21 protein-coding genes are annotated in these 19,584 nt (G+C 76.6%); 9 read left to right on the forward strand and 12 right to left on the reverse strand.

The window, feature by feature from the left end:
• Nucleotides 1–73: 73 nt before the first annotated feature.
• The 5 genes from C8D89_RS09000 to C8D89_RS29110 all read right to left on the reverse strand — a co-directional run bounded on the left by C8D89_RS09000 (nucleotide 74) and on the right by C8D89_RS29110 (nucleotide 5,135).
• A complete protein-coding gene (locus tag C8D89_RS09000; protein ID WP_116707730.1) occupies nucleotides 74–1,279 on the reverse strand; it encodes a ferritin-like domain-containing protein in 1,206 nt (401 codons plus the stop codon).
• A complete protein-coding gene (locus C8D89_RS09005) occupies nucleotides 1,276–2,118 on the reverse strand; it encodes a phosphate/phosphite/phosphonate ABC transporter substrate-binding protein (protein WP_116707731.1) in 843 nt (280 codons plus the stop codon). The genes C8D89_RS09000 and C8D89_RS09005 overlap by 4 nt, the downstream gene beginning before the upstream one ends.
• Nucleotides 2,115–3,269, reverse strand: coding sequence for an acyl-CoA dehydrogenase family protein (locus C8D89_RS09010; protein WP_243417962.1), 1,155 nt, complete (start codon nucleotides 3,267–3,269; stop codon nucleotides 2,115–2,117). The genes C8D89_RS09005 and C8D89_RS09010 overlap by 4 nt, the downstream gene beginning before the upstream one ends.
• Nucleotides 3,270–3,522: 253 nt before the next feature.
• The gene (locus tag C8D89_RS28705; RefSeq protein ID WP_165825607.1) at nucleotides 3,523–4,575 is read right to left on the reverse strand and encodes a protein kinase domain-containing protein; all 1,053 of its coding nucleotides are present in this window, start codon (nucleotides 4,573–4,575) and stop codon (nucleotides 3,523–3,525) included.
• Nucleotides 4,572–5,135: a hypothetical protein gene (locus C8D89_RS29110; RefSeq protein ID WP_116707733.1), complete on the reverse strand. Its 564-nt coding sequence runs from the start codon at nucleotides 5,133–5,135 to the stop codon at nucleotides 4,572–4,574. Before C8D89_RS29110 ends, C8D89_RS28705 begins: the two co-directional genes overlap by 4 nt.
• A 240-nt stretch (nucleotides 5,136–5,375) precedes the next feature.
• Here C8D89_RS29110 and sigJ point away from each other — a divergent pair, with 240 nt between their 5' ends.
• Nucleotides 5,376–6,293, forward strand: coding sequence for an RNA polymerase sigma factor SigJ (sigJ, locus tag C8D89_RS09025; protein ID WP_116707734.1), 918 nt, complete (start codon nucleotides 5,376–5,378; stop codon nucleotides 6,291–6,293).
• Here the strand turns inward: sigJ and C8D89_RS09030 are convergent.
• Nucleotides 6,226–6,795: a carboxymuconolactone decarboxylase family protein gene (locus C8D89_RS09030; RefSeq protein WP_116707735.1), complete on the reverse strand. Its 570-nt coding sequence runs from the start codon at nucleotides 6,793–6,795 to the stop codon at nucleotides 6,226–6,228. The genes sigJ and C8D89_RS09030 overlap by 68 nt on opposite strands.
• Nucleotides 6,796–6,952: 157 nt before the next feature.
• Between C8D89_RS09030 and C8D89_RS09035 the strand changes: the two genes are divergently transcribed.
• The 3 genes from C8D89_RS09035 to C8D89_RS09045 all read left to right on the forward strand — a co-directional run bounded on the left by C8D89_RS09035 (nucleotide 6,953) and on the right by C8D89_RS09045 (nucleotide 9,849).
• Nucleotides 6,953–8,110: an acyl-CoA dehydrogenase family protein gene (locus C8D89_RS09035; RefSeq protein ID WP_116707736.1), complete on the forward strand. Its 1,158-nt coding sequence runs from the start codon at nucleotides 6,953–6,955 to the stop codon at nucleotides 8,108–8,110.
• 89 nt (nucleotides 8,111–8,199) lie between these two features.
• Nucleotides 8,200–9,381 (forward strand): acetyl-CoA hydrolase/transferase C-terminal domain-containing protein, encoded by a 1,182-nt coding sequence (locus tag C8D89_RS09040; RefSeq protein ID WP_116707841.1) that lies wholly within the window; start codon nucleotides 8,200–8,202, stop codon nucleotides 9,379–9,381.
• A 99-nt stretch (nucleotides 9,382–9,480) separates the two neighbouring features.
• Nucleotides 9,481–9,849: a hypothetical protein gene (locus tag C8D89_RS09045; RefSeq protein ID WP_116707737.1), complete on the forward strand. Its 369-nt coding sequence runs from the start codon at nucleotides 9,481–9,483 to the stop codon at nucleotides 9,847–9,849.
• 19 nt (nucleotides 9,850–9,868) lie between these two features.
• Here the strand turns inward: C8D89_RS09045 and C8D89_RS09050 are convergent, their stop codons facing one another.
• Both C8D89_RS09050 and C8D89_RS09055 read right to left on the reverse strand, forming a co-directional pair.
• On the reverse strand, nucleotides 9,869–10,150 hold the full coding sequence (locus C8D89_RS09050; RefSeq protein WP_116707738.1) for a metal-sensitive transcriptional regulator: 282 nt from the start codon (nucleotides 10,148–10,150) through the stop codon (nucleotides 9,869–9,871).
• A 31-nt stretch (nucleotides 10,151–10,181) separates the two neighbouring features.
• The gene (locus C8D89_RS09055; protein WP_133251853.1) at nucleotides 10,182–11,426 is read right to left on the reverse strand and encodes a serine hydrolase; all 1,245 of its coding nucleotides are present in this window, start codon (nucleotides 11,424–11,426) and stop codon (nucleotides 10,182–10,184) included.
• A 304-nt stretch (nucleotides 11,427–11,730) separates the two neighbouring features.
• On the opposite strand from C8D89_RS09055, the gene C8D89_RS09060 reads away from it, so the two are divergent.
• Nucleotides 11,731–12,762, forward strand: a complete 1,032-nt coding sequence (locus C8D89_RS09060) for an aminotransferase class V-fold PLP-dependent enzyme (RefSeq protein ID WP_116707740.1) — start codon at nucleotides 11,731–11,733, stop codon at nucleotides 12,760–12,762.
• On the opposite strand, the gene C8D89_RS09065 is transcribed toward C8D89_RS09060, so the two are convergent.
• A complete protein-coding gene (locus C8D89_RS09065; RefSeq protein WP_116707842.1) occupies nucleotides 12,734–14,179 on the reverse strand; it encodes an MFS transporter in 1,446 nt (481 codons plus the stop codon). The genes C8D89_RS09060 and C8D89_RS09065 overlap by 29 nt on opposite strands.
• A 54-nt stretch (nucleotides 14,180–14,233) precedes the next feature.
• Nucleotides 14,234–15,160: a hypothetical protein gene (locus C8D89_RS09070; protein WP_116707741.1), complete on the reverse strand. Its 927-nt coding sequence runs from the start codon at nucleotides 15,158–15,160 to the stop codon at nucleotides 14,234–14,236.
• Nucleotides 15,161–15,294: 134 nt separating this feature from the next.
• On the opposite strand from C8D89_RS09070, the gene C8D89_RS09075 reads away from it, so the two are divergent.
• The gene (locus C8D89_RS09075; protein WP_116707742.1) at nucleotides 15,295–16,002 is read left to right on the forward strand and encodes a M50 family metallopeptidase; all 708 of its coding nucleotides are present in this window, start codon (nucleotides 15,295–15,297) and stop codon (nucleotides 16,000–16,002) included.
• 62 nt (nucleotides 16,003–16,064) lie between these two features.
• On the opposite strand, the gene C8D89_RS09080 is transcribed toward C8D89_RS09075, so the two are convergent.
• The gene (locus C8D89_RS09080; protein ID WP_133251854.1) at nucleotides 16,065–16,835 is read right to left on the reverse strand and encodes a (2Fe-2S)-binding protein; all 771 of its coding nucleotides are present in this window, start codon (nucleotides 16,833–16,835) and stop codon (nucleotides 16,065–16,067) included.
• 53 nt (nucleotides 16,836–16,888) lie between these two features.
• Here C8D89_RS09080 and C8D89_RS09085 point away from each other — a divergent pair, with 53 nt between their 5' ends.
• Both C8D89_RS09085 and C8D89_RS09090 read left to right on the forward strand, forming a co-directional pair.
• Nucleotides 16,889–17,212, forward strand: coding sequence for a hypothetical protein (locus tag C8D89_RS09085; protein WP_133251855.1), 324 nt, complete (start codon nucleotides 16,889–16,891; stop codon nucleotides 17,210–17,212).
• A 95-nt stretch (nucleotides 17,213–17,307) separates the two neighbouring features.
• Nucleotides 17,308–18,465 carry a hypothetical protein gene (locus C8D89_RS09090; RefSeq protein WP_116707745.1) on the forward strand — a complete coding sequence of 386 codons (1,158 nt, stop codon included), beginning with the start codon at nucleotides 17,308–17,310 and terminating at the stop codon, nucleotides 18,463–18,465.
• 81 nt (nucleotides 18,466–18,546) lie between these two features.
• On the opposite strand, the gene C8D89_RS09095 is transcribed toward C8D89_RS09090, so the two are convergent.
• A complete protein-coding gene (locus tag C8D89_RS09095; RefSeq protein WP_243417964.1) occupies nucleotides 18,547–19,056 on the reverse strand; it encodes a methylated-DNA--[protein]-cysteine S-methyltransferase in 510 nt (169 codons plus the stop codon).
• Between the two features lie 133 nt (nucleotides 19,057–19,189).
• Between C8D89_RS09095 and C8D89_RS29115 the strand changes: the two genes are divergently transcribed.
• A complete protein-coding gene (locus C8D89_RS29115; protein WP_165825608.1) occupies nucleotides 19,190–19,378 on the forward strand; it encodes a hypothetical protein in 189 nt (62 codons plus the stop codon).
• Nucleotides 19,379–19,584: the final 206 nt, after the last annotated feature.

A 19,584-nucleotide genomic window follows, 5' to 3' on the forward strand; every position in this document is an offset into this window, starting at 1 on the left:
GCTGTCGCGCGTGTGCGCGCTCGTCCGTGCCCGGGCACGGACGAGCGCGCACGAGCGCGAAGCGCAAAGGGCCTCACATGAAGTTGCGGGTGTGCAGGGCGGAGAGCTCGGCGGCCTCGTCGGGAGGGAAGCCGAGGCGGGCGAGACGCTGGCGCCGCCCGTCGTCCATCGCGTGCTGGAGCTCCTGGACCCGGGCGTGGCCGCGGGCGATCGCTGCGGGCGTCCAGCCGCCCGCGGCGAGCAGCACCAGCGCGTCGAAGACGTCCGCGTTGAGCCCGGCGGTGTCGACGAGGGCGTCGTGACGGCGCTCGATCGCGCTGCGCAGGGCCCCGCGCAGGGTCGGGTCGAGGCTGCTCTGGTGCTCGAGGTGGGCCACCCCGAACGCGACGTGGCGGGCCTCGTCGACGCGGGCGAGGTGCGTGATGCGCGCGGTGACGGGGTCCGGCGCGTACTGCTCGAGAAAACCCAGCAGCGCCAGGAAGCTGCCCTCCCCCAGCACGGAGAGCAGGAACGACGCCAGCGAGAAGTCGGGCTCGGCGAGCAGCGACGCCAGCGACGAGCGCCCGCCCGCCGACGAGGTGCCCATCGGGCCGCCGTGCAGCGTCGCGCGGCGGCTGAACACCTCGACGTGGCGGGCCTCGTCGGCGGCCTGCACCGCCAGCAGCTGCTGGACCTCGCGGAAGTGGGGGTGCACGCGGGCGAGCAGCCCGGCCGGGACCACCAGCGCGGCCTGCTCGTTCTCCACGAGGTAGGTCATCACCTGCACGACGGCGGCCTCGACGTCGGCCGGGACGGGCTCGGCGGGCGCCGCGGCCCAGTCGACCGCGGTCGCCGGGTCCCACTGCGCCGCCGCGGCGTGGGCGTAGAGCCGCGGCGCGAGATCGGCCCACACCACCTCGCGGCGGTCGATGTCGAAGCGCGGCTCCGGTCCTCCGGGCTCGACCAGCGCCCCGCGGGCGGCGAGGCCCCAGCGGGCCGGGGGGCGATCGACGATGCCGTCGACACCCGGCCCGCCGGCCCGCTCCGCGCCCTGCCACCGCTGGAGCTCCGACGGCCCGCGTACGAGCTCCCACGTCGCGGACCGCTCGGGGACGGGTGTGAACCCGTGGCCCCGCTGCCGCGCCCAGGCGCGCAGGTGCACGCCCAGGGCCGGGTCGCCGCCGGTGACCAGCACCCGCCCGCCGATGGGGATCCCGCGCAGAGCCCGGGCGACGAGCAGGTGGGCGCCCCGCTCGAAGGAGAGGAAGCCCAGATCGAGCGGGGCGCGCTCGCCCGTCACGGCGCGTACTCCGCGGCGGTCACCCCGCCGCTCGCGTCGTAGAAGCCGACCTCGTCCACCGCACGGGTGAGCGGACCGAAACCGCTCATCCGTCCCGGCACCCACTGCTTGAGGCCCTCGAGGTCGAGCAACGGCCGGACCTCGGGGTCGGCGTAGGACATCGTGCCGAGCAGCCGCACGAACTCGGCCGCCTCCTCGGGCGGGGCGGTGTCGACGATCGCCATCGTGCAGTGGTCGTAGACCGGGGTCTGCGCCAGCACACGCGTCGTCCCGGCCGGCAGCGTCCCCTCCTGGCCGAACAGCAGGTGGTTGCCGTCGATCATGCAGGCGGCGTCGACCTCGCCCGCCACGAGCGCCCGCGCGGCATCCCGCTCGCCGCCGATGTGGTCGCCGTGCAGGCCGACGCCGACGTCGAAGCGGCGCACGGCGAGGTCGCGCACCCCCTCGCCCCGCAGGAAGGACAGCGGGATCAGCGTGGACTGCGGCGAGTCGACCGCACCCACCGCCACCGTCGCGCCGGCCAGGTCGGCGACATCGCGCGCCGGCGAGTCGGCCCGCACCACCACCACCGAGGTCAGGTCCTGGTCGGTGTCGCGCATGACCGCGGACTCCACGCGCCGTCCACGCGCCGCGGCGAGCCGGGCGCTGCGCACCCACGCCAGCGGCGAGTTCCACGCGGCGTGGACGTGGCCGGCGACGAGGTCCTCGACCTGGCGCTCGTAGTGCGAGTACAGGACGTAGTCGAAGTCCAGGGCCTGCCCGCGCAACCAGCGCCGGAACCCGTCCCAGATGGTGACGACCTTCGGGTCGTAGGCGACCCCGCCCATGAGCGTCGTCATCGCGCACCCCCGAACAGCGGCAGGCCCAGCGCGGCGCGGCCGACGAAGTCGTGCAGCGCCGGCGTCGTCGGCGCCATCACGCGGGCGGCCAGCGCGTCGCGGTAGCGGCGCTCGATGCCCAGCTCCTTGCGGAACGCGGCGCCGCCGCACAGGCGCATCACCCCGTCGGCGACCTCCGCGGCCGCCTCGGCGGCCACGGCCTTGACCTGCAACACCCGCAGGGTCGCGTCCGGTCGTCCCGCGTCCAGGGCCGCGAGGGTGTCGGCGAGGAAGGCGCGGGTCGCGTCGACGCGGGTACGCAGGGCGGCGAACTCGAGCCGGGTCGGGGCCTGGTCGGCCAGGGTCTGGTCGAGGTGCTCGAGCCGGCTGGCGGTGAGGTGTCCGGCGGCCTCGTCGACGAGCGCCTCCATCAACCCCAACGAGACCGCCGCGTTGCCGACGAGGAACGTCGGCAGCGCGGTGCTCAGCGCGACCTCGAGGCCCCCGCCGTCGTCGGCGAGGCGGGCCGACGCGGGGACGACCGCCCCGTCGGCGCTCATGGGCGACGAGGCGTTGCCGCGCAGGCCGAAGCCGTCGAACGTCCCCGTCACCGCGATCCCGGGCGTGCCGGCCGGCACCAGCCACAGCGTCATCGGGCCCGCCGCGGCGACCGGCCGGCTGGACCAGACGTAGCTGTCCGCCTCGCCCGCCGAGGTCACCCAGCTCTTCGCCGCGTCGAGGCGGACACCGTCCTCGGCCGCCGTCGCCGTGCTCACCGGCGCCCAGAAGTGGCTGCGGGAGCCGCGCTCGGAGAGCGCCAGCGTGCTCAGGTGCCGGCCCTGGGCGATCTCGCGCCGGACCGGCTCCTGGCCGTGCGCCTCGATCACCGCGACCGCGGCGTAGTGCATCAGGACCACCATCGCGGTGGAGGCGTCGGCGCGGGCGATCGTCTCGAGGACGCCGATGACGTCGGCGAGGGTGCCGCCGGCGCCGCCGACGTCGGGCCCGCTGAGCACCCCCAGCGCGCCGACCCGGGCCAGGGCCTCGACGTCGGCGCGCGGATAGGCGCCGGTGCGGTCGACCTCGGCGGCGGCCGGGGCGACGGTGTCGTCGACGACGGCGCCGACCGCGTCGAGCACCTCGGACGGTGCGGGAGCAGCAGAAACGGGCACGGGGTCTCCTCCGTGGATCGGTGAACGATCACGGCGGAGCCGGGGCGCACCCGTCAGGAGGGTGCCGGCGGCCGCCGCGACCGTGGGAAGGCCGCCCGACCGGGCGGCACGGCGACGGCTCAACGACGGCGCAACACGGCGGCCTCCTCCCCGGGGATCCGTGGACCGGCGGCCCGGTGGCCCGGACCGCGGCCATCCTCTGGTGTCGGGTGTCGCCGGGACAAGGTCGGCGACAAGGTCGGCGAGGTGCCGCTCAGCGCATCGCCAGCAGGACGCCGGCCACCGCGAGCACCAGCACCGCGAGCACGACGAGCGCGAGGCCCAGGACCCGCACCCACGACCACGGGTTGCGCTCGCCCGGGTCCGGGCCCTCGTCGGGCACGTCCTGGGGCCGGGTCGCCGGCACGGCGCCGCCGCCCCCACCGGATCCGCCCGAGCGCGCGCTGGCCAGCACCTCGGTGCGCGCCGTGGCGTCGGCCGTGGCGAAGCGCCGCAGGTCGTCGGCCAGCTCGCGGGCGTCGTGGTGGCGCATCGCGGGCTCGAGCGCCAGCGCGCGCAGCACGACCGCGTCGAGGTCGGGCGAGAGGTCGGGGCGCACCTGGCGCGGCGGGATCGGGGGCTCGCGCAGGCGCTGGGACGCCACCTCCACCGAGCTCGGCCCGCGGAACGGCGTCTGCCCGGTGAGCAGCTCGTAGAGCGTGCAGCCCACGGCGTACACGTCGGAGCGCCCGTCGAGCGGGTCGCAGCGCACCTGCTCGGGCGAGAGGTAGGCCGCGGTGCCCATGACGACCCCGGTGCCGGTGAAGCCCTCGACGTCGGCCACGCGGGCGATGCCGAAGTCCATGAGCTTCACGGTGCCGTCGTGGCAGCGCATGATGTTGCCCGGGTTGACGTCGCGGTGGACGATCCCGCGGTCGTGCGCCGCGGCGAGCGCGTCGCACACGGGCCCGAGCACCGCCGTCGCCTCCCCCGGGTCGAGCCGGCCCCGGGCCTGCAGCTCCTGGCGCAGCGTGCGGCCGTGGACGCACTCCATGACGACGAAGACCTCGCCACCGTCGGCGAACCCCACGTCGTGCACCGCGACGACGTTCGGGTGGTCGATCGCGGCCGCCGCCCGGGCCTCGTCGCGCAGGCGCCCGCCGAACTCGGCGTCGCCGCGGTGCTCGGCGGGCAGCAGCTTCACCGCCACCGCGCGGCCCAGCTCGAGGTCGACCGCGCGGTGGACCTCGGCCATCCCGCCGCGCCCGATCAGCTCCCGCAGCTCGTAGCGGCCCTGCAGGACCCGGGCCGGCCCGGGCGCGCTCACAGCCGTCGGGTGCGGTTCGCGTCGCCGCCGCCGAGCAGGGCGTCGAAGAGGTAGCGGTGGTCGACCATGGCCTGGCGCATGTCCTCGGTGCCCGCAGAGCCGCTCTCCACCTCTGTCGAGGTGCGGTGGGCCGAGCGGTAGCGCTCGACGAGGTCGGGGTGGTCCACCGAGATCATCTTGGCGCGCTCCTCGAAGCGCTCGGTCGGATAGCCGCGCTCGCGCATCACCTGCTGGACCAGCAGGTCGGCGTCCCGCAGGCCCGTCGACGGCTGCTCGACGAACGCGGACTGCGCCTGCTCCCACGCCTGGCCGAACCGGTCGCGCTCGGCGCCGTCGAGCTCGCGGACGTCCAGCTCGCGGCGCCGCTTGAGCCGGGCGCGCAACTCCCGCTCGCCGTCGCGCTGCCCGTACTCCCCGACGACGCGCTCGTACTCGTCGCCGAACTGGCTGCGCAGCGCCGCCCGTCGCGACCGGGACCGGTTGCGGGCGACGACGACCAGGACGACGCCGACGACCAGCAGCACGGCGGCGACCACGACGACGATGAGGACCGGATCCATGCACCCCTCCGTGCGCCCGCTCGGCTATGCGGGACGATCAAACCACCCGGTGCCCGTTGCGCCCGTCCGACGAGCGTGGTGCGGGTGAAGAACGACCGAACGGTCTCCCACCCTAGGTCGCCTGCTCCTCGGGGGACGACCGTCCAGCGCAGGGCGTTGGTCCCGCCCGTGTCAGCGGTGGGCCATCGCAGACGTTGAGTGTCCGTATCGCCACACGCTCGCGCGCGCGATGCTGGGCGCATGAGCGTCGACCCGCTCGCCGAGCACCGCGCCCACCTGCTGGCCGTCGCGTACCGCCTCACCGGCTCGCGGGCCGACGCCGAGGACGCCGTCCAGGACGCGTGGCTGCGCTGGGACCGCCTCGGCGCCGAGGGGCGGGCGGCGGTGCGCGACATTCGCGCGTGGCTGACCACGACCGTCGGGCGGCTGTGCCTCGACCAGGTGCGTTCGGCGCCCGCGCGCCGGGAACGCTACGTCGGCCCGTGGCTCCCGGAGCCGCTGGTGACGTCCGGGCCCGACGACGTCCTCGACGCCGTCGTCGCCGCGCAGGACGTGCGGATCGCCGCCCTGCTGGTGCTCGAGCGCCTCTCCCCCGACCAGCGCGTGGCCCTCGTGCTGCACGACACGGCCGGACTCGGGTTCGACGAGGTCGCCGGCGTCCTCGACTGCACGCCGACCGCGGCCCGCCAGCTCGCCTCCCGGGCCCGGCGGGCGGTGCGCGCCGCGGCGGCGGACGGTGAGCTGCCCGAGCCCGCGCCGGAGCCCGAGCAGCGTCGGGTGCTCGACGCCGTCGTCGCCGCCCTCGCCGCCGCCGACGTGCCCGCCCTCGTCGCGCTGCTGCACCCGGAGGCGGCCCTGCACACCGACGGCGGTGGGATCGTCAAGGCCGCGCGGCGCGTCGTGCGGGGCGCCGACAAGGTCGCGCGCCTGCTCGTCGCCCTCGTCCAGGAGGCCGGACCCGAGGTGCTGGCCGGCGCGGCGGCGGTCCAGGTCAACGGCGAGGCCGGGCTGCTCGTGCCGGCGTCACCGGCGCCGATCGTCGTCGTCCTGACCGTCGCGGACGGACGTGCCCGCGCGGTCCACGCGGTGCTCACCCCCGAGAAGGCACCGCGCACGACGCCGCGAATCCCTGCGCGTGCAGCCCGAGGGCCGCGTTGAACCGGGCGCGCTGGTTCTCCAGCGCCACGAGGTGGGTCAGCTCGACGAGCCCCGCGTGGCCGAGGCGCGCGTCGAGGTCGGCGACCTGGGCGTCGCCGACCGTCGGCGGCTGGGCCGTCACGGCGTCGGCGTAGGCCAGGACGGCGCGCTCGTCGGCGTCGAACCCGGGGTCGTCGGGGGCGTCGTCGGCGGCCGCGCGGCGCAGGTGGTCGGCGTCGAGGCCGCGGCGGATCCAGAGCATCTCGCCGAAGTCGACGCACCACGAGCACCCGACGCGGGTGGCCGTGCGGTAGACCGCGAGGTCGCGAAGCCGTGCCGGGAGGACCGTGGCCGCCCTCTCGACCAGCGACTCGGCGACCGCCGACGACCAGAACAGCCCGGGGTGGTGGCGAAGGGCCGCGAACGGCTCGGGGACGTCGCCGAAGCGGCGGCGGGCGTACCGGTAGGCGAGCCGGCCGAGCAGGCCGGCGTCACGCGGGGCGACGAGGGGGATGCGGGCCACGGGAGGACCTCCGTCGACGTGGGTTCCGGGGCGATCACCAGGTGGACGGCGCGGGCGGCGCGGATGTGACAGCGTTCGTCTCAGGAAGCCCGCAGGGGGTGTGAGCGCTTGCCCGTGCTGGGGCACGGGCAAGCACGCACAAGACCGGAGGTCAAAGGTGGACCCGTCCGACTTCGCCGACGTCCTCGCCTCGGTCCGTGAGTTCGTTCGCGACGAGGTGGTGCCGCGCGAGGACGAGATCGAGGCCGCCGACGAGGTGCCCGAGAAGCTGCGCGAGGCCTGCAAGGCGATGGGCCTGTACGGGTTCGCGATCCCGGAGGAGTTCGGCGGGATCGGCCTGTCGATGGCCGAGGAGGTCGAGCTCGCGATGGAGCTCGGCTGGACCACCCCGTCGCTGCGGTCGCTGTTCGGCACCAACAACGGCATCGCCGGCCAGGTGCTGCTCACCGGCGGCACGCCCGAGCAGCAGCAGGAGTGGCTGCCGCGGCTGGCGACCGGCGAGGTCGTCGCGTCCTTCGCCCTCACCGAGCCCGACGCCGGCTCCGACCCGTCCACGCTGAGCACGAAGGCCGTGCGGGACGGGGACGAGTACGTGATCACCGGGGCCAAGCGCTGGATCACCAACGCGCCGCTGGCCGACGTGCTCATGGTCTTCGCGCGCACCGATCCGGGTGCGGCCCCGGCCAAGGGCATCTCGACGTTCCTCGTGCCCACCACCGCCGCCGGGGTCTCGTTCTCCGAGCACGACGCGAAGATGGGCCAGCGCGGCTCGTGGACCTGCGAGGTCTACCTCGACGACGTCCGGGTGCCCGCCGCGAACCTCGTGGGCGGCGAGAGGGGCCTGCACCGCGGGTTCGTCACGGCCATGCGCTGCCTGGCCCACGGGCGCCTGCACATCGCCGCGCTCTGCACGGGCATGGCGGCGCGGCTGGTGCACGAGATGACCGAGTTCGCCACGGTGCGCGAGCAGGGCGGGCACCCGATCGCGGCGTACCAGCTGGTCCAGGGCCTGGTCGCGGACTCGGTGACCGACTGGCACGCCGGGCGGGCGCTGGTCCGCGAGGCCGCGAAGGCCTACGACGACGGCTCGGACACCACGCTCGGCCCGTCGACGGCGAAGTACTTCTGCTCCGAGGCGGTCGGACGCATCGCCGACCGCGCGGTGCAGGTGCACGGGGGCTCGGGCTACATGCGCGGCGTGCCCGTCGAGCGCATGTACCGGGACGCGCGCCTGTTCCGGATCTACGAGGGCACGAGCCAGATCCAGCAGGTGATCATCGCCCGCGGGGTGCTCGGCGCGGCGGCCCGCGGCTGACGCGCAGCGAGGGACGCCCTCGCTGCGTCCCACGCAGCCGGGGTGACCCTCGCTGCCAGCCACCTCGCGCCCCTGCTTGACTGGTGATCATGACGCTCGACGGCGGAATCCTCGCGAGCCTCGCGCGTCCCGGCGCCCGGATCGCCCTGGCCGACGGGTGCGGGAGCCCGCGCGCGGCGTACCCGCTGCTCTCGGAGCTGGCGCGTCAACGTGGTGACCTGCGCCTGGTGACCGGCTGGCTGCCCGGCCCCGTCGACGGGCTCGACCTCGACGCCTTCGCCGACGCCCGCACGGTGATGCCCGGCTGGGGCCTGCGCCGGGCAGCCGACGCAGGGCACGTGCGCACGGTTCCGGCGCGGCTGGCGGCGATGCCGGCGCTGCTGAACGGCCCGCTGCGGCCCGACCTGCTGGTGCTCGCGGCGGCGCCGGGCCCGGTCGGGCCCGTGCTCGGCGCCGAGGTGTCCTGGGTGCGCGCGGTGATCGACCTGGGGGTGCCGGTGGCCGTCGTCCTCGACCCCGGGCTCCCCCGCGCCGCGGCCGGCCCGCCCCTGCCCGACGAGCAGGTGTTCGTGCTCGGCGAGGCCGCGGGCGGCCCGCACGTCCACGCCACGCCCGCCCCGCGCGGCGAGCACGAGGCGATCGGGCGCCACGTCGCGGACCTGCTCGCCGACGGGGTGCGCCTGCAGTGGGCGCCCGGGCAGCTGGGCGCCGCGGTGGTCGGCGGGGTGCGGGCGGCCGGGGTGCGGGTGCACGCCGACTCGGGCCTGCTCGGCGACGGGGTCGTCGCCCTTGACGAGGCCGGGCTGCTGCTGTCGGACCCGGTCGCGACCTACCTCGTCGGCACCCCGGAGCTCTACGCCTGGGCCGACGCGCGCGGGCGTGCCGGACGCCCGGTGGTGCACCGCATCGAGCACACCCACGACCCGTCGCGCCTGGCCGCGGAGCCGCCGCTGGTCGCGGTGAACACGGCGGTGGAGATCGACCTCGACGGCCAGGTCAACGTCGAGGGCACCGCGAGCGGCCTGGTCGGCGGCGTCGGCGGCCATCCCGACTACGCCGCGGCCGGTGCGCGCTCGGTGCGCGGCCTGTCGGTGATCGCGCTCGCGTCGCACCACCGCGGCCGCTCGACCCGCGTGCCGCAGCTGTCGCGGCCGGTGAGCACCCCGTCCCACGACGTCGACGTCGTCGTCACCGAGCACGGGCCGGCCGACCTCCGCGGGCTGGACCGCGACGAGCGGCGCCGGGCCCTGGACCGGATCTTCCCGGGCTGAAGGGGACGGATCGGGCCGCCGTCCGGCGCGCGAGGCGGGCCTAGGGTGGGTAGGCCTGGACGGTTCCCGTTCACCGCACCGATCCCCGGAGGACACCCCATGGCCGACGGCCCCGCCCCGACCCGCGCGCACCTCGCGGCCGTGCCGGCCGCCACGCCCACCCGCACGCCCGCGCTGCCCGGCGAGGCCGACCTGCAGCCCGAGGACGCGCCGAGCCTGCTCGCCGCGCTCGACGCCGGCGACGAGGAGGCCGTGTACGCCTGGGTCCGCGCGCACACGCCGGAGACGACGAGCCTCGTGCTCCAGGGGCTCTACATCGGTGCCGGGATCGCCGGGCTCGTCGAGTGGCCGGCGGTGGTGCTGGCGCTGATCGGTCAGGTGATCGTCGACCGCCGGTTCGGCGGCGTCGAGGCGCTGGCCGCGGAGCTCCGCGCCCGGGTGGACGGCGCGCTCCCCGCCCGCGCCTGATCCGACGCCGGGACCGGGCTCAGGACCGCACGAGGCGGGCGATCGCCGCGGAGGCCTCCTGCACCTTCTCGGCCGCCTGCTCGTCGCCGGCCTTGGCGGCATCGACGACGCAGCTGCCCATGTGCTCCTCGAGCAGGCCGAGCGCGACGTTCTGCAGCGCGGCGGTCGCCGCCGAGACCTGCGTGAGCACGTCGATGCAGTACTTGTCGTCCTCGATCATCCGGGCGATCCCGCGGACCTGCCCCTCGATCCGCCGCAGCCGCCGCAGGTGGTCGTCCTTGTTGCCCGCGTAGCCGTTCACTGACCCTCCTGGCGCCGGGTGCGGCTCCAGGCTACTCGGGGCGGGGACCCGTCCCGAGGCGTTCGCGCACCGCGCCGGCGGCGGCGTCGACGACCTGGCGGGCGCGGTCGTAGCCCGGGGGCTGGCTGGTCATCACGGCGACGACGTAGCGCCCGGCGACGACCCCGATCGAGTGCACCTCCGCACGCGAGGCGATGCAGCACATCCAGCCCTGCTTGACCGGCGAGCCGGAGCCGTCGAGGAAGCCGAAGCCCTGGTCGAAGCCGTCGCCGGCGATCGGCGGCGCCGAGCCCATGGCCCGCAGCACGAGGTCGCGGTCGGGTGGGGGCAGGTCGACCTGCACGTGGCGCAGCACGGTCACCATGTCGCGCGCCGAGCTCTGCACCTCGCCCCACTGGGACGGGTCCTCGGGGGTGCTGGTGTCCTCGAGCCCGAGCGTCTCGGCCACCCGCGTGATCGCGTTCGGGCCGTCGTACTGGGTCCACAGCGCGTTCATCGCCGGGTCGCTGCTCGCGCTGAGGGCCGCATGGACCAGCCGCAGGTCGCGGGGGCCCAGGGTCAGCTCGCCGTCGCGCTGGCGCTGGAGCATGTCGACGATCAGCAGGAGCTTGGCCAGCGAGGCGGTGTCGAAGCGCTCGTCGCCCGCCACGCCGGGCGAGAGCTCGCCGGAGGCGATGTCGGCCACGGCGACACCGACGGTGACGTCGCCGCCCCCGGCCGCCTCCTCCGCCGCGGAGACGACGCCGGCGAGGTCGACGCGGGGGACGCCCGGGGCCGTCGGCGCGGCGACCGACTCGGTGCCGTCCAGCGGCAGGTCGGGCAGGGGCAGGTCGGGCAGGGGCAGCGTGGCCAGCGGACCGTGGGCGCCCGTGACCGCGTCGACGGTGACGAGCGTTCCCGCCATCACCGCGCCGACCATCGCCGCGCCCAGCCCGCGGGGCAGCCCGCCGCCCTGACGCCGCCGCCGGGCGCGAGGGGCGAGCGGCGGGGTGGCGCGCTCGGGCGCGGGACGCCGCGGCGGCCCCGGGGCCGGCTCGGGCCGGCGCGGGCGCGCCTCGACCAGCGGCACGACGGCCGCGGGCCGGGCCTCGCGGGCCGGGGCGACCGGGCGCTCGGGGACCCGGCCGTGGCGCGGCGGGGCGGCGGGCCGGGCGTCCGGGGCCGCGGGTACCCGCGGTCGGGGACGAAGCGGGGGCGGGAGCACCGGCGGCCCGACGAACGGCGGCGGCGCGGCGGCCCCCACCCCGGCGCCGACCAGCGCCCGCTCCGGAGCCACCCGGGGGGTCGCGCGGGGCGGCGGGTCTCCCCGCGCGTGCCGCGGCGCCGTGAGCACGCCACCGGGGGGTGGTCCCGTCGGCGCACGGTGGCGTGCGGCGGCGGCGACGTACCCGCCGGTGCCGGGCGGACGGGGCGTGACGCGGAGCCCGTCCGGAGCCGGCCGCGGCGGCGGCCGGTGCGAGGTCACGAAAGCATCACACCACCTCGCTCCTCGTGATCGTCGCCCACCCGCCCGAACCCGTGTCGCGGGTTCGACAGCGGCACTCCCCGGGGTAGCAGGGCGGGCGAGGACGGGAGGACCGATGCGCGCGGCGTTCGGCACGACATTCGACGTCGAGGGCGTCTACCTCAACACCCCCTCGATCGGGGTGCCGCCGCGGCCGGTGGTCGACGCGGTGGCCGCGTCGGTGGCGGCGTGGGGTCGGGCGGAGACCGCGCCGGCCGGGTTCGACGAGGCGGTCGCGAGCGCGCGCCGGTCGTACGCGGCGCTGGTCGGGATGCCCGAGACGGCGGTGGCGAGCGGCACCGTCGTCTCCGCACTGGTCGCCCTCGTCGCCGGCGCGCTGCCCGCCCGGTCGCGGGTGCTCGTTGCGGAGCGGGAGTTCACCAGCGTCACCTTCCCGTTCGCCGCCGCCGGGCACGAGGTGGTCGAGGTGCCCGTGGCCGCCCTGCCCGAGCAGGCGCGCGGCGCCGACGTCGTGGCCGTGAGCGTCGTCGCGTCGGCGGACGGCGCCCTGGTGGACCTCGCCGCCCTGCGTGCCGCGGTCGGCCCGGAGACGCTCGTCGTCCTCGATGCCACCCAGTGCCTCGGCTGGCTCCCCGCCGACGTCTCCTGGGCCGACGCGGTCGTCGCGGCCGGCTACAAGTGGCTGCTCTCTCCTCGCGGCGCGGCCTGGATGGCGGTGTCCGACCGGCTCGCTGCGCGGCTCGTCCCGGCGCAGGCGGGCTGGTACGCGGGCGGCTGGGACGCGATCTACGGCCTGCCGCTGCGTCTTCACGACGACGCCCGGCGCTTCGACCTCTCCCCCGCCTGGCTCGCCCAGGTCGGCGCGGCGATCGCCCTCCCGTGGCTGGCGGGTCTCGACGCGGGCGTCGTCCATGATCACGCCGTCGGGCTGGCGAACCGCCTGCGTGCCGGGCTGGGGATGCCGCCGGGCGACTCGGCGATCGTGTCGGTGCGCCGGGAGGGGGCCGCCGAACGGCTGGCCGCGGCCGGAATCCGCGCCGCCGCGCGGGACGGGGCCGCGCGCCTGGGCTTCCACCTGCACAACACCGCGGACGACGCCGACGCGGCCCTCGAGGCGCTCAGCGGGGGTGCTGCTGCGGCGCGCTGATCCCGCAGTGGGCGCAGTCCTCGGTGCGGAAGCGGGTCGGCGAGCCGGCCGCGGTCCGTGGCCGCAGCAGCACGGCCGAGAGCGCGGCGCCCGCGACCAGCAGGCCGGCACAGATGATCATCGCCGTGCGGTAGCCCGCGCTGAACGCCACCGGGTCCTCGTAGTCGGTGCCGGAGATGCCGGCGAGCGCCGGGACGAACGCGACCGCGAGCAGCCCCGCGGCCCGGGCGATCGCGTTGTTGACCCCGGAGGCGATGCCGGCGTGGCGGTCGTCGGCGGCGTCGAGGACGGTCGCGGTGAGCGGGGCGACCGTGCCCGCGAGCCCGAGCCCGAACAGGGCCACGGGCGGCAGGACGTCGACGAGGTAGGACGCGCCGGGCCCGATCCGGCTCAGCCACAGCATCGCCGCCGCCGCGAGCAGCAGCCCGACCGTCATCGGCCAGCGCGGCCCGATCCGCTGCGCCAGGCGCCCGGACCGCGCCGAGAGCAGCAGCATGATGATCGTGATCGGCAGCATCGCCGTGCCGGCGGCCAGCGGGCTGAACCCGCCGGCGACCTGGAGCTGGAGCACGACGAGCACGAAGTGCACGCCCAGGGCCCCGTAGACGAGCAGCGTGACGAGGTTGGCGCCGGTGAACCGCGCGTCGGCGAACAGCTCGCCGGGCACGAGCGGGGCGCGCGCCCGGCGCTCGACGAGGACGAACGCGGCCAGCGCGAGCACCCCCGCCGCGGCCGTGACGAGCACCGCCGGCGTCGTCCCGTCCTCGCCGGCCGCCGTCAGGGCCCAGGTCAGGGCGCCCAGGCCCGCGACGGCGAGCACGGTGCCCGGGATGTCCAGGTGGTGAGCGGCCTCGGGGTCCTTGGACTCGGGGACGTGGCGCAGCGCCACCGCCAGCACGATCGCCGCGAGCGGGAGGTTGATGAGGAACACCGCTCGCCAGGTCCACTCGACGAGCCAGCCCCCGAGGAACGGGCCGATCGCCCCGGCGACGCCGCCCAGGCCGGACCAGGCGCCGATGGCCGCGGCGCGGTCCTCGCCGTGGAACGACGCGGAGATCAGCGCCAGGCTCCCGGGTGTGAGCAGCGCCCCGCCGACGCCCTGCAGCGCCCGCCCGGCGATGAGGAACTCCACCGACGGCGCGAGCCCGCACAGCGCCGAGGCCAGCGCGAACCAGACCACGCCCACCAGGAAGATCCGTCGGCGGCCGAGGCGGTCGCCCAGGGAGCCGCCGAGCAGGATCAGCCCGGCGAGGGTGAGCGTGTAGCCGTTCACCGTCCACTGCAGCGCTGCGAAGCTCGCGTCGAACTCGGCGCCGATGCGCTCGAGGGCGACGTTGACCACCGTCGCGTCGAGCAGCGCCAGCCCCGACCCCAGCACCGTCGTCAGGAGGATCCAGCGCCCGCGGGCCGAGCCCATCCGGACCTCGTCGACGGCCCCGGCGGTGTCGCTCACCGGTCCAGCATGACCGTCTCACTGGTAGGAGACGAGGTCCGGGGGCGGCGAGAGGGCGAGCGCCTCGGCGGGTGAGAGCACCGGGGTGTCCTCGTCGTAGAAGAGCTTGAAGCCGGGGTGGAGCTGCGCCGGCCGTTGGAGCTCGGCGTACTTGGCCCGCTTCACCTCCGGCGCCCCGAACCCGTCGATGTGCTGCACGACGGCGAGCCCGGGCGGGGTGACCAGCGCCTCGGGCGAGGTGATCATGTCCGGGGTGAACTGGTGCAGGACCAGCAGCTTCTGGGGCAGGTCCCCCTCGTCGACGAGGGCGGCCAGCCACTGCGCGACGGCGTTGACCTCGGAGGCGTCGACCCCGCCGATGACCTCGCCGGGCACCTCCCCCGGCGCCATCCGCCACTCGGGGTCGAGCGCGAGGCCGACGTCGGGCTCGCGCAGCAGCGGCTCCCAGACGCGGGCGGCGGTGAGGAAGTCGGTCCTGCCGGGCTGGACGTCGAGGACGAGGAGCTGCTGACGGGCCCGGGCGGCAGCGAGATAGGCGCGGGCGTCGGCGAGGGAGATGGCGGTCGCGTAGTCGCCGTCGGGACCGGGCGTGGCGGTCGCGATCGTCGCGATGAGCTCCATGGTGGGCAGGACGGTGCGCCCCGGGGTGGCGAAGGCCGCGGCGACCTGCTCGAGCCGCTCCGCGGCCTGGTCCGGGGTGCCCTCCCCCAGCACGCCGAGCGCGTCGGTGCCGGCGGTGCCGTAGAACGCGACCACCCGGTGTTGCGGGAAGAGCGTCGTCCCCCCGCGCGGCAGTTGGAGGACCGCCGGCGCCGGCGTCGCGACGAGCGGCGCGGGCGGTGGGGCGGGCTCCCGCGGCGCGCCCGCCGCGGGCGCGGTGCACCCGGCGGGCACGAGCGCGAGCAGGACCGCGAGCACGGCGAGGAGCGGGCGCAGGACAGGCAACGAGGTCCCCCGACGGTCGTGGCCGGACGGACAGGAGAGTCCTCACGGGACGCTAGGGACGACAGTGACGGAACGCGATCCGCCGAGGAGGCGGACCCGGGCCCCGCGACACGCCGGGCTACCGTGCACCCATCGTGACGACCGGCCTCTCGCTCCCGCTCGACGAGCTCACCACCGGCCAGACCCAGGCCACGCTGGTGATCCTCGGTGGTCTCGTCGCGCTCCTCATCGTGGGGGCGCACGGCACGTGGCGGCTCGCGCGCAACGTGGTGACCATCGCCCACGAGGGCGGGCACGCGCTGGTGGCGATCTGCTCGGGGCGGACGCTCACCCGCATCCTGCTGCACTCCGACACCTCGGGCGTCACCGTCTCGAAGGGGCGGCGCGACGGGCCCGGCATGGTCGCCACCGCCGCGGCGGGGTACGCGACGCCGCCGGTGCTCGGGGTCGGCGCGGCGGCCCTGGTCGCCGCCGACGAGATCGCGGCGATGCTCGTGATCGCCGTCGTGCTGCTGCTGGCCACCCTGATCCTCGTGCGCAACGCCTACGGCGTGCTCTCGGTGGTGCTCACCGGCGCGGTGTTCGTGGTGGTCGCCGCGTACGGCTCGGCAGGAGTCCAGTACGGGTTCGCGTGCTTCGTCACGTGGTTCCTCATCCTCGGCGGCCTGCGCACCGTGCTCGAGGTGCAGCGCAAGCGCGCGCGCCGGCGCGCGCCCGACTCCGACGCCGACCAGCTCCAGCGCCTCACCGGCGTCCCCGCCGGCATCTGGGTGGCCCTGTTCCTGCTGGTCGGCGTGTTCTCGCTGCTCGGCGCCGGGCGCCTGCTGGTGATCTGGGTTTGACCTGCGGTCTCGTGCGTGCTTCCCCGTGCCCCCACACGGAGAAGCACGCACACGACCGGAGGTCAAACGCGGAGGACGCAGTCGCCGCACTTGCCGCCGCCGGGCACGCGGTAGTACAGGCAGCAGGTGGTGCGGGCGAAGCCGAGCCCGCTGGGGTGGGCGGGGTCGGCGACGAAGCGCCCGAGCCCCGCGAACGGCTCGCGCGCCAGCACCCCGCGGGCGAGCGCCAGCGCCGTGGCGTGCCGGTCGGGTCGCGCGTCGCCGAGCACCCGCACGGCCCCGGCCAGCGACGCCGCCGCGTTGCCCCACAGCACGCGCGGTGACACCGACGCCCGCGCCCGGATGCCCGCCACGAGCGGAGCGACGTGGTCCTGCGCGAGCACCCGGGCCAGGGCCGCGGCGACGTCCTCCGGATCGGCGCCCGCGACGTCGGTGCCGGTGAGCCGCTCGGGGTCGGCCCACAGCGGCACGGGCCCGCCCACCCACGGGCGCGCGTGCAGGACGCTCGCGGGCCCGAGGTCCGGGAGCACGCCGCCGGCCGCCGCGGCCAGCAGCACCGACACCGACCGCGAGGCCAGCGACTGGGCGAGCAGCGACGCCGCGACCCGCCGTCCCGCCCCCAGCCCCTCGGCGACCTGGTCGAGGCGCTCGCCCACCGGGTCGGGGCCGTCGGCCGGCACGGCGAGCAGCCTCGCGAGCGGGCGCCACGACGGGTCGGCCCCCTCGGCCCCCCGGGTCGACACCGCGAAGAAGCCGCCGACGGCGTCGACCTCGTCCAGTGCCGCCCGCACCTGCCCGGGCTCCGCCGTCCGGCCCAGAGCCGGGGCCGTCACGTCGCCCCGTCCGCCGGTCGCGCTGCCGCCCACACCGACCCATGCTGGCGGACATGTCCGTCGCGAGCACGCGCGGCCGTGGTGGCGGCCGTGGTGGCGGGCGTGGCCGGCCGTCCCGCTTCTCGTTCTGGGTCGACCGCACGGGCACGCTCGGACCGGTGCTGCTCCGCTACGACCTGCGTGGCCGCGGGGTGCGGCGCGGGGCGCGCCTGGGCGTCGACGGCCGGTGGCACGCGAGCACGCAGCCGGACTCGCTGGTGTGGCTGGGCGCGGGCGCCGGCGGCGCCGAGGTGATCGACGTCGACGGGGCCCGCGCGGTCGCGCGCCGACTCGGCTTCCCCGATCTCGACGTGACCGACCCCCAGGTCCTCCCCTGACGCTCCCCGCACGCCTGGTCACCCTGCGCGACGACGCGCACGGAACGAGGTGGTCGGTCCTCCGCCGTTCGGGCCTGTTCCGTTAGGTTCGGCGCATGCTCGACTCCGGCGTCCGCATCGCCGCCGCGTTCCTGCCCGTGGGCATCCCGGTCATGGTCGGCCTCGTGGTGGCCGTGCTGCGTCGGCGGGCGCTGCCGGCGGTGTCGGGCCCGGCGATCGCCGGCCTGGTCCTGCAGCTCGTCGCGCTGCTGGCCGCGACGTTCATCGTCGCCGAGGGCTCGCTGCGCCTGTTCGGCCTCTCCCCCCAGGCACTGCTCACCGTGAGCAGCATCCTCGGCTTCGCCGTGATCGTCCTCCAGGTCCTGTCCTGGACGTTGCTGCTCCTCGCGCTCTTCCGGCGCCTGCCCGCCGCCCCCGAGGACCGCACACCCACCGGGCGCCACGCGCTGCTCGACGACCAGGGTGCCCAGGTCATCGCGGAGGAGGGCACCACCCTGCTGCCCGTCGGCGCCGCCGCGGCCGGGGCGGGCGCGGGCGCGGGCCTCGGCGCCGCGGCGGCGAGCACCCGGGTCGAGAGGCCCGGGACGTCGGGGCCCCTGCCCACCTTCCCCGTCGCGCCGGAGCGCGAGCCGGAGCCGGCGGTCACCGAGACCTTCGCCGTCGGGCCCGAGACGCCCGGCGCGGACGACGCCGACGAGGACCTGGCCCGCGAGGAGCCCCCGGCCGTCACGGCGGAATCCCTCGACGAGGCCGCGACCGAGGACGAGGAGACCGAGGACGAGGCGCACGACGACGTCGCGGAGACCGCCACGGCCGACCCCGACGTGGAACCGGAGCACGAGCCGGACACCACCACCATCGCTGCGACGGCCCCCGCGGAGCCGACGGAGACCGAGACCGACGTCGAGCCCGACACCGAGCTCGAGGCCGAGGCCGAGGCCGACGCCGAGGCCGACACGGCGCCGGACACGGAGCCAGAGCCGGAACCGGCGCTCGTCGCCGAGGTCGACGCCGACGCCGAAGCGGACCGCACCGAACTCGTCGAGGAGCCTGGCGATGACCCCGACGACGTCGCGGTCACCGACACGGACGAGACCCCGGACACCACCCCCGACGCCACCGCCGAGGACCGTCAGCGGCCCGCCACCTCGTCGTCGGGCGGGCACCCGTGGTTCGACCCGGACGGCGAGGCCGCACGAGGTACTTCCGAGCAGGCCGGCGCGACGCGGGCGGGGTCGGCCGAAGGGCGCTGAGCCGTGCCGCGAGGGGCACACCGCGCATGATCGACAGGGCTCCGCGGGTGCCGAACGTGCCCCTCGCGTCGACCGGAGCGATCATGTCGAGGGCACGAGCCCCGCGGCCCCGGCCGCCACACCCCGCTCGAGGTCGAGCAACGCCCGCTTGCGCTCCACGCCCCCGCCGTAGCCGGTCAGCGCGCCGCCGGCCCCGACGACGCGGTGGCACGGGACGACGATGCTGACCGGGTTGCGTCCGTTCGCCAGCCCCACGGCGCGCACGGCGGCCGGGCGCCCGATCGCCGCGGCCAGCTCGCCGTAGGGCGTCGTCGCGCCGTACGGGATCTCCCGCAGCGCCGCCCACACGCGCTGCTGGAACTCCGTGCCGCGCAGGGCGAGGGGCAGGTCGAAGACGCGGAGCGAGCCCGCGAAGTACGCCGCGAGCTGCTCGCGCACCGCTGGGAGGCCGTTCTCGTCGCGCACGCCGAGCATGTCGGCCGCGGGGCCGTGGCGGTGCGCGGTCATGAAGAGCCCCGAGAGAATGCCGTCCTCCGCCCGCAGGGTCAGCGGCCCGAGCGGGCTGTCCACCACGGTGTGCGAGGTCGTCACGACCCTCATCACACCACCAGGGCCAGCACCAGCACGGCCAGGCCGGCGGGCACGTCGAGCGCCACGCACGCCTCGCGAGCGACGGCGAGACCTGGTCGCGGTGGCAGCGCAGGTGCCACAGGTCCCACGCGCCGTGCCCGATCAGGGTCAGGGCCGCGACGACGAGACCGGCGGCCGGGGCGATCGCCAGCGCCAGGAGCACGAGCAGGCCGTAGACCACCAGCCCCACCGTCTGTCGCGCGAGCGCCGGACGGGCGACGCCGCGCAGCACGCCCACCAGCAGCAGCGCCACCGCCGCCACCCCGTTGACGAGGACGGGTGAGACGTCGAGCAGGCGCGCCGCGACGACCAGCACCGTCGCCGGCGCGCACCACGCCCACGCCATCCACGGACGCGACGACGCGGCGGCGGCGACGTAGCAGGACACGGCGATGACCACCACCGTCGCGACCTCGTCCCGGCCGGCGCCGGGCAGGACGATCGCGACGGCGGCGAGGAGGCCGACCGCGATCGGCCAGCGGTGGACGA

This window comes from Actinomycetospora cinnamomea (assembly GCF_003096675.1).
Classification (GTDB): domain Bacteria; phylum Actinomycetota; class Actinomycetes; order Mycobacteriales; family Pseudonocardiaceae; genus Actinomycetospora; species Actinomycetospora cinnamomea.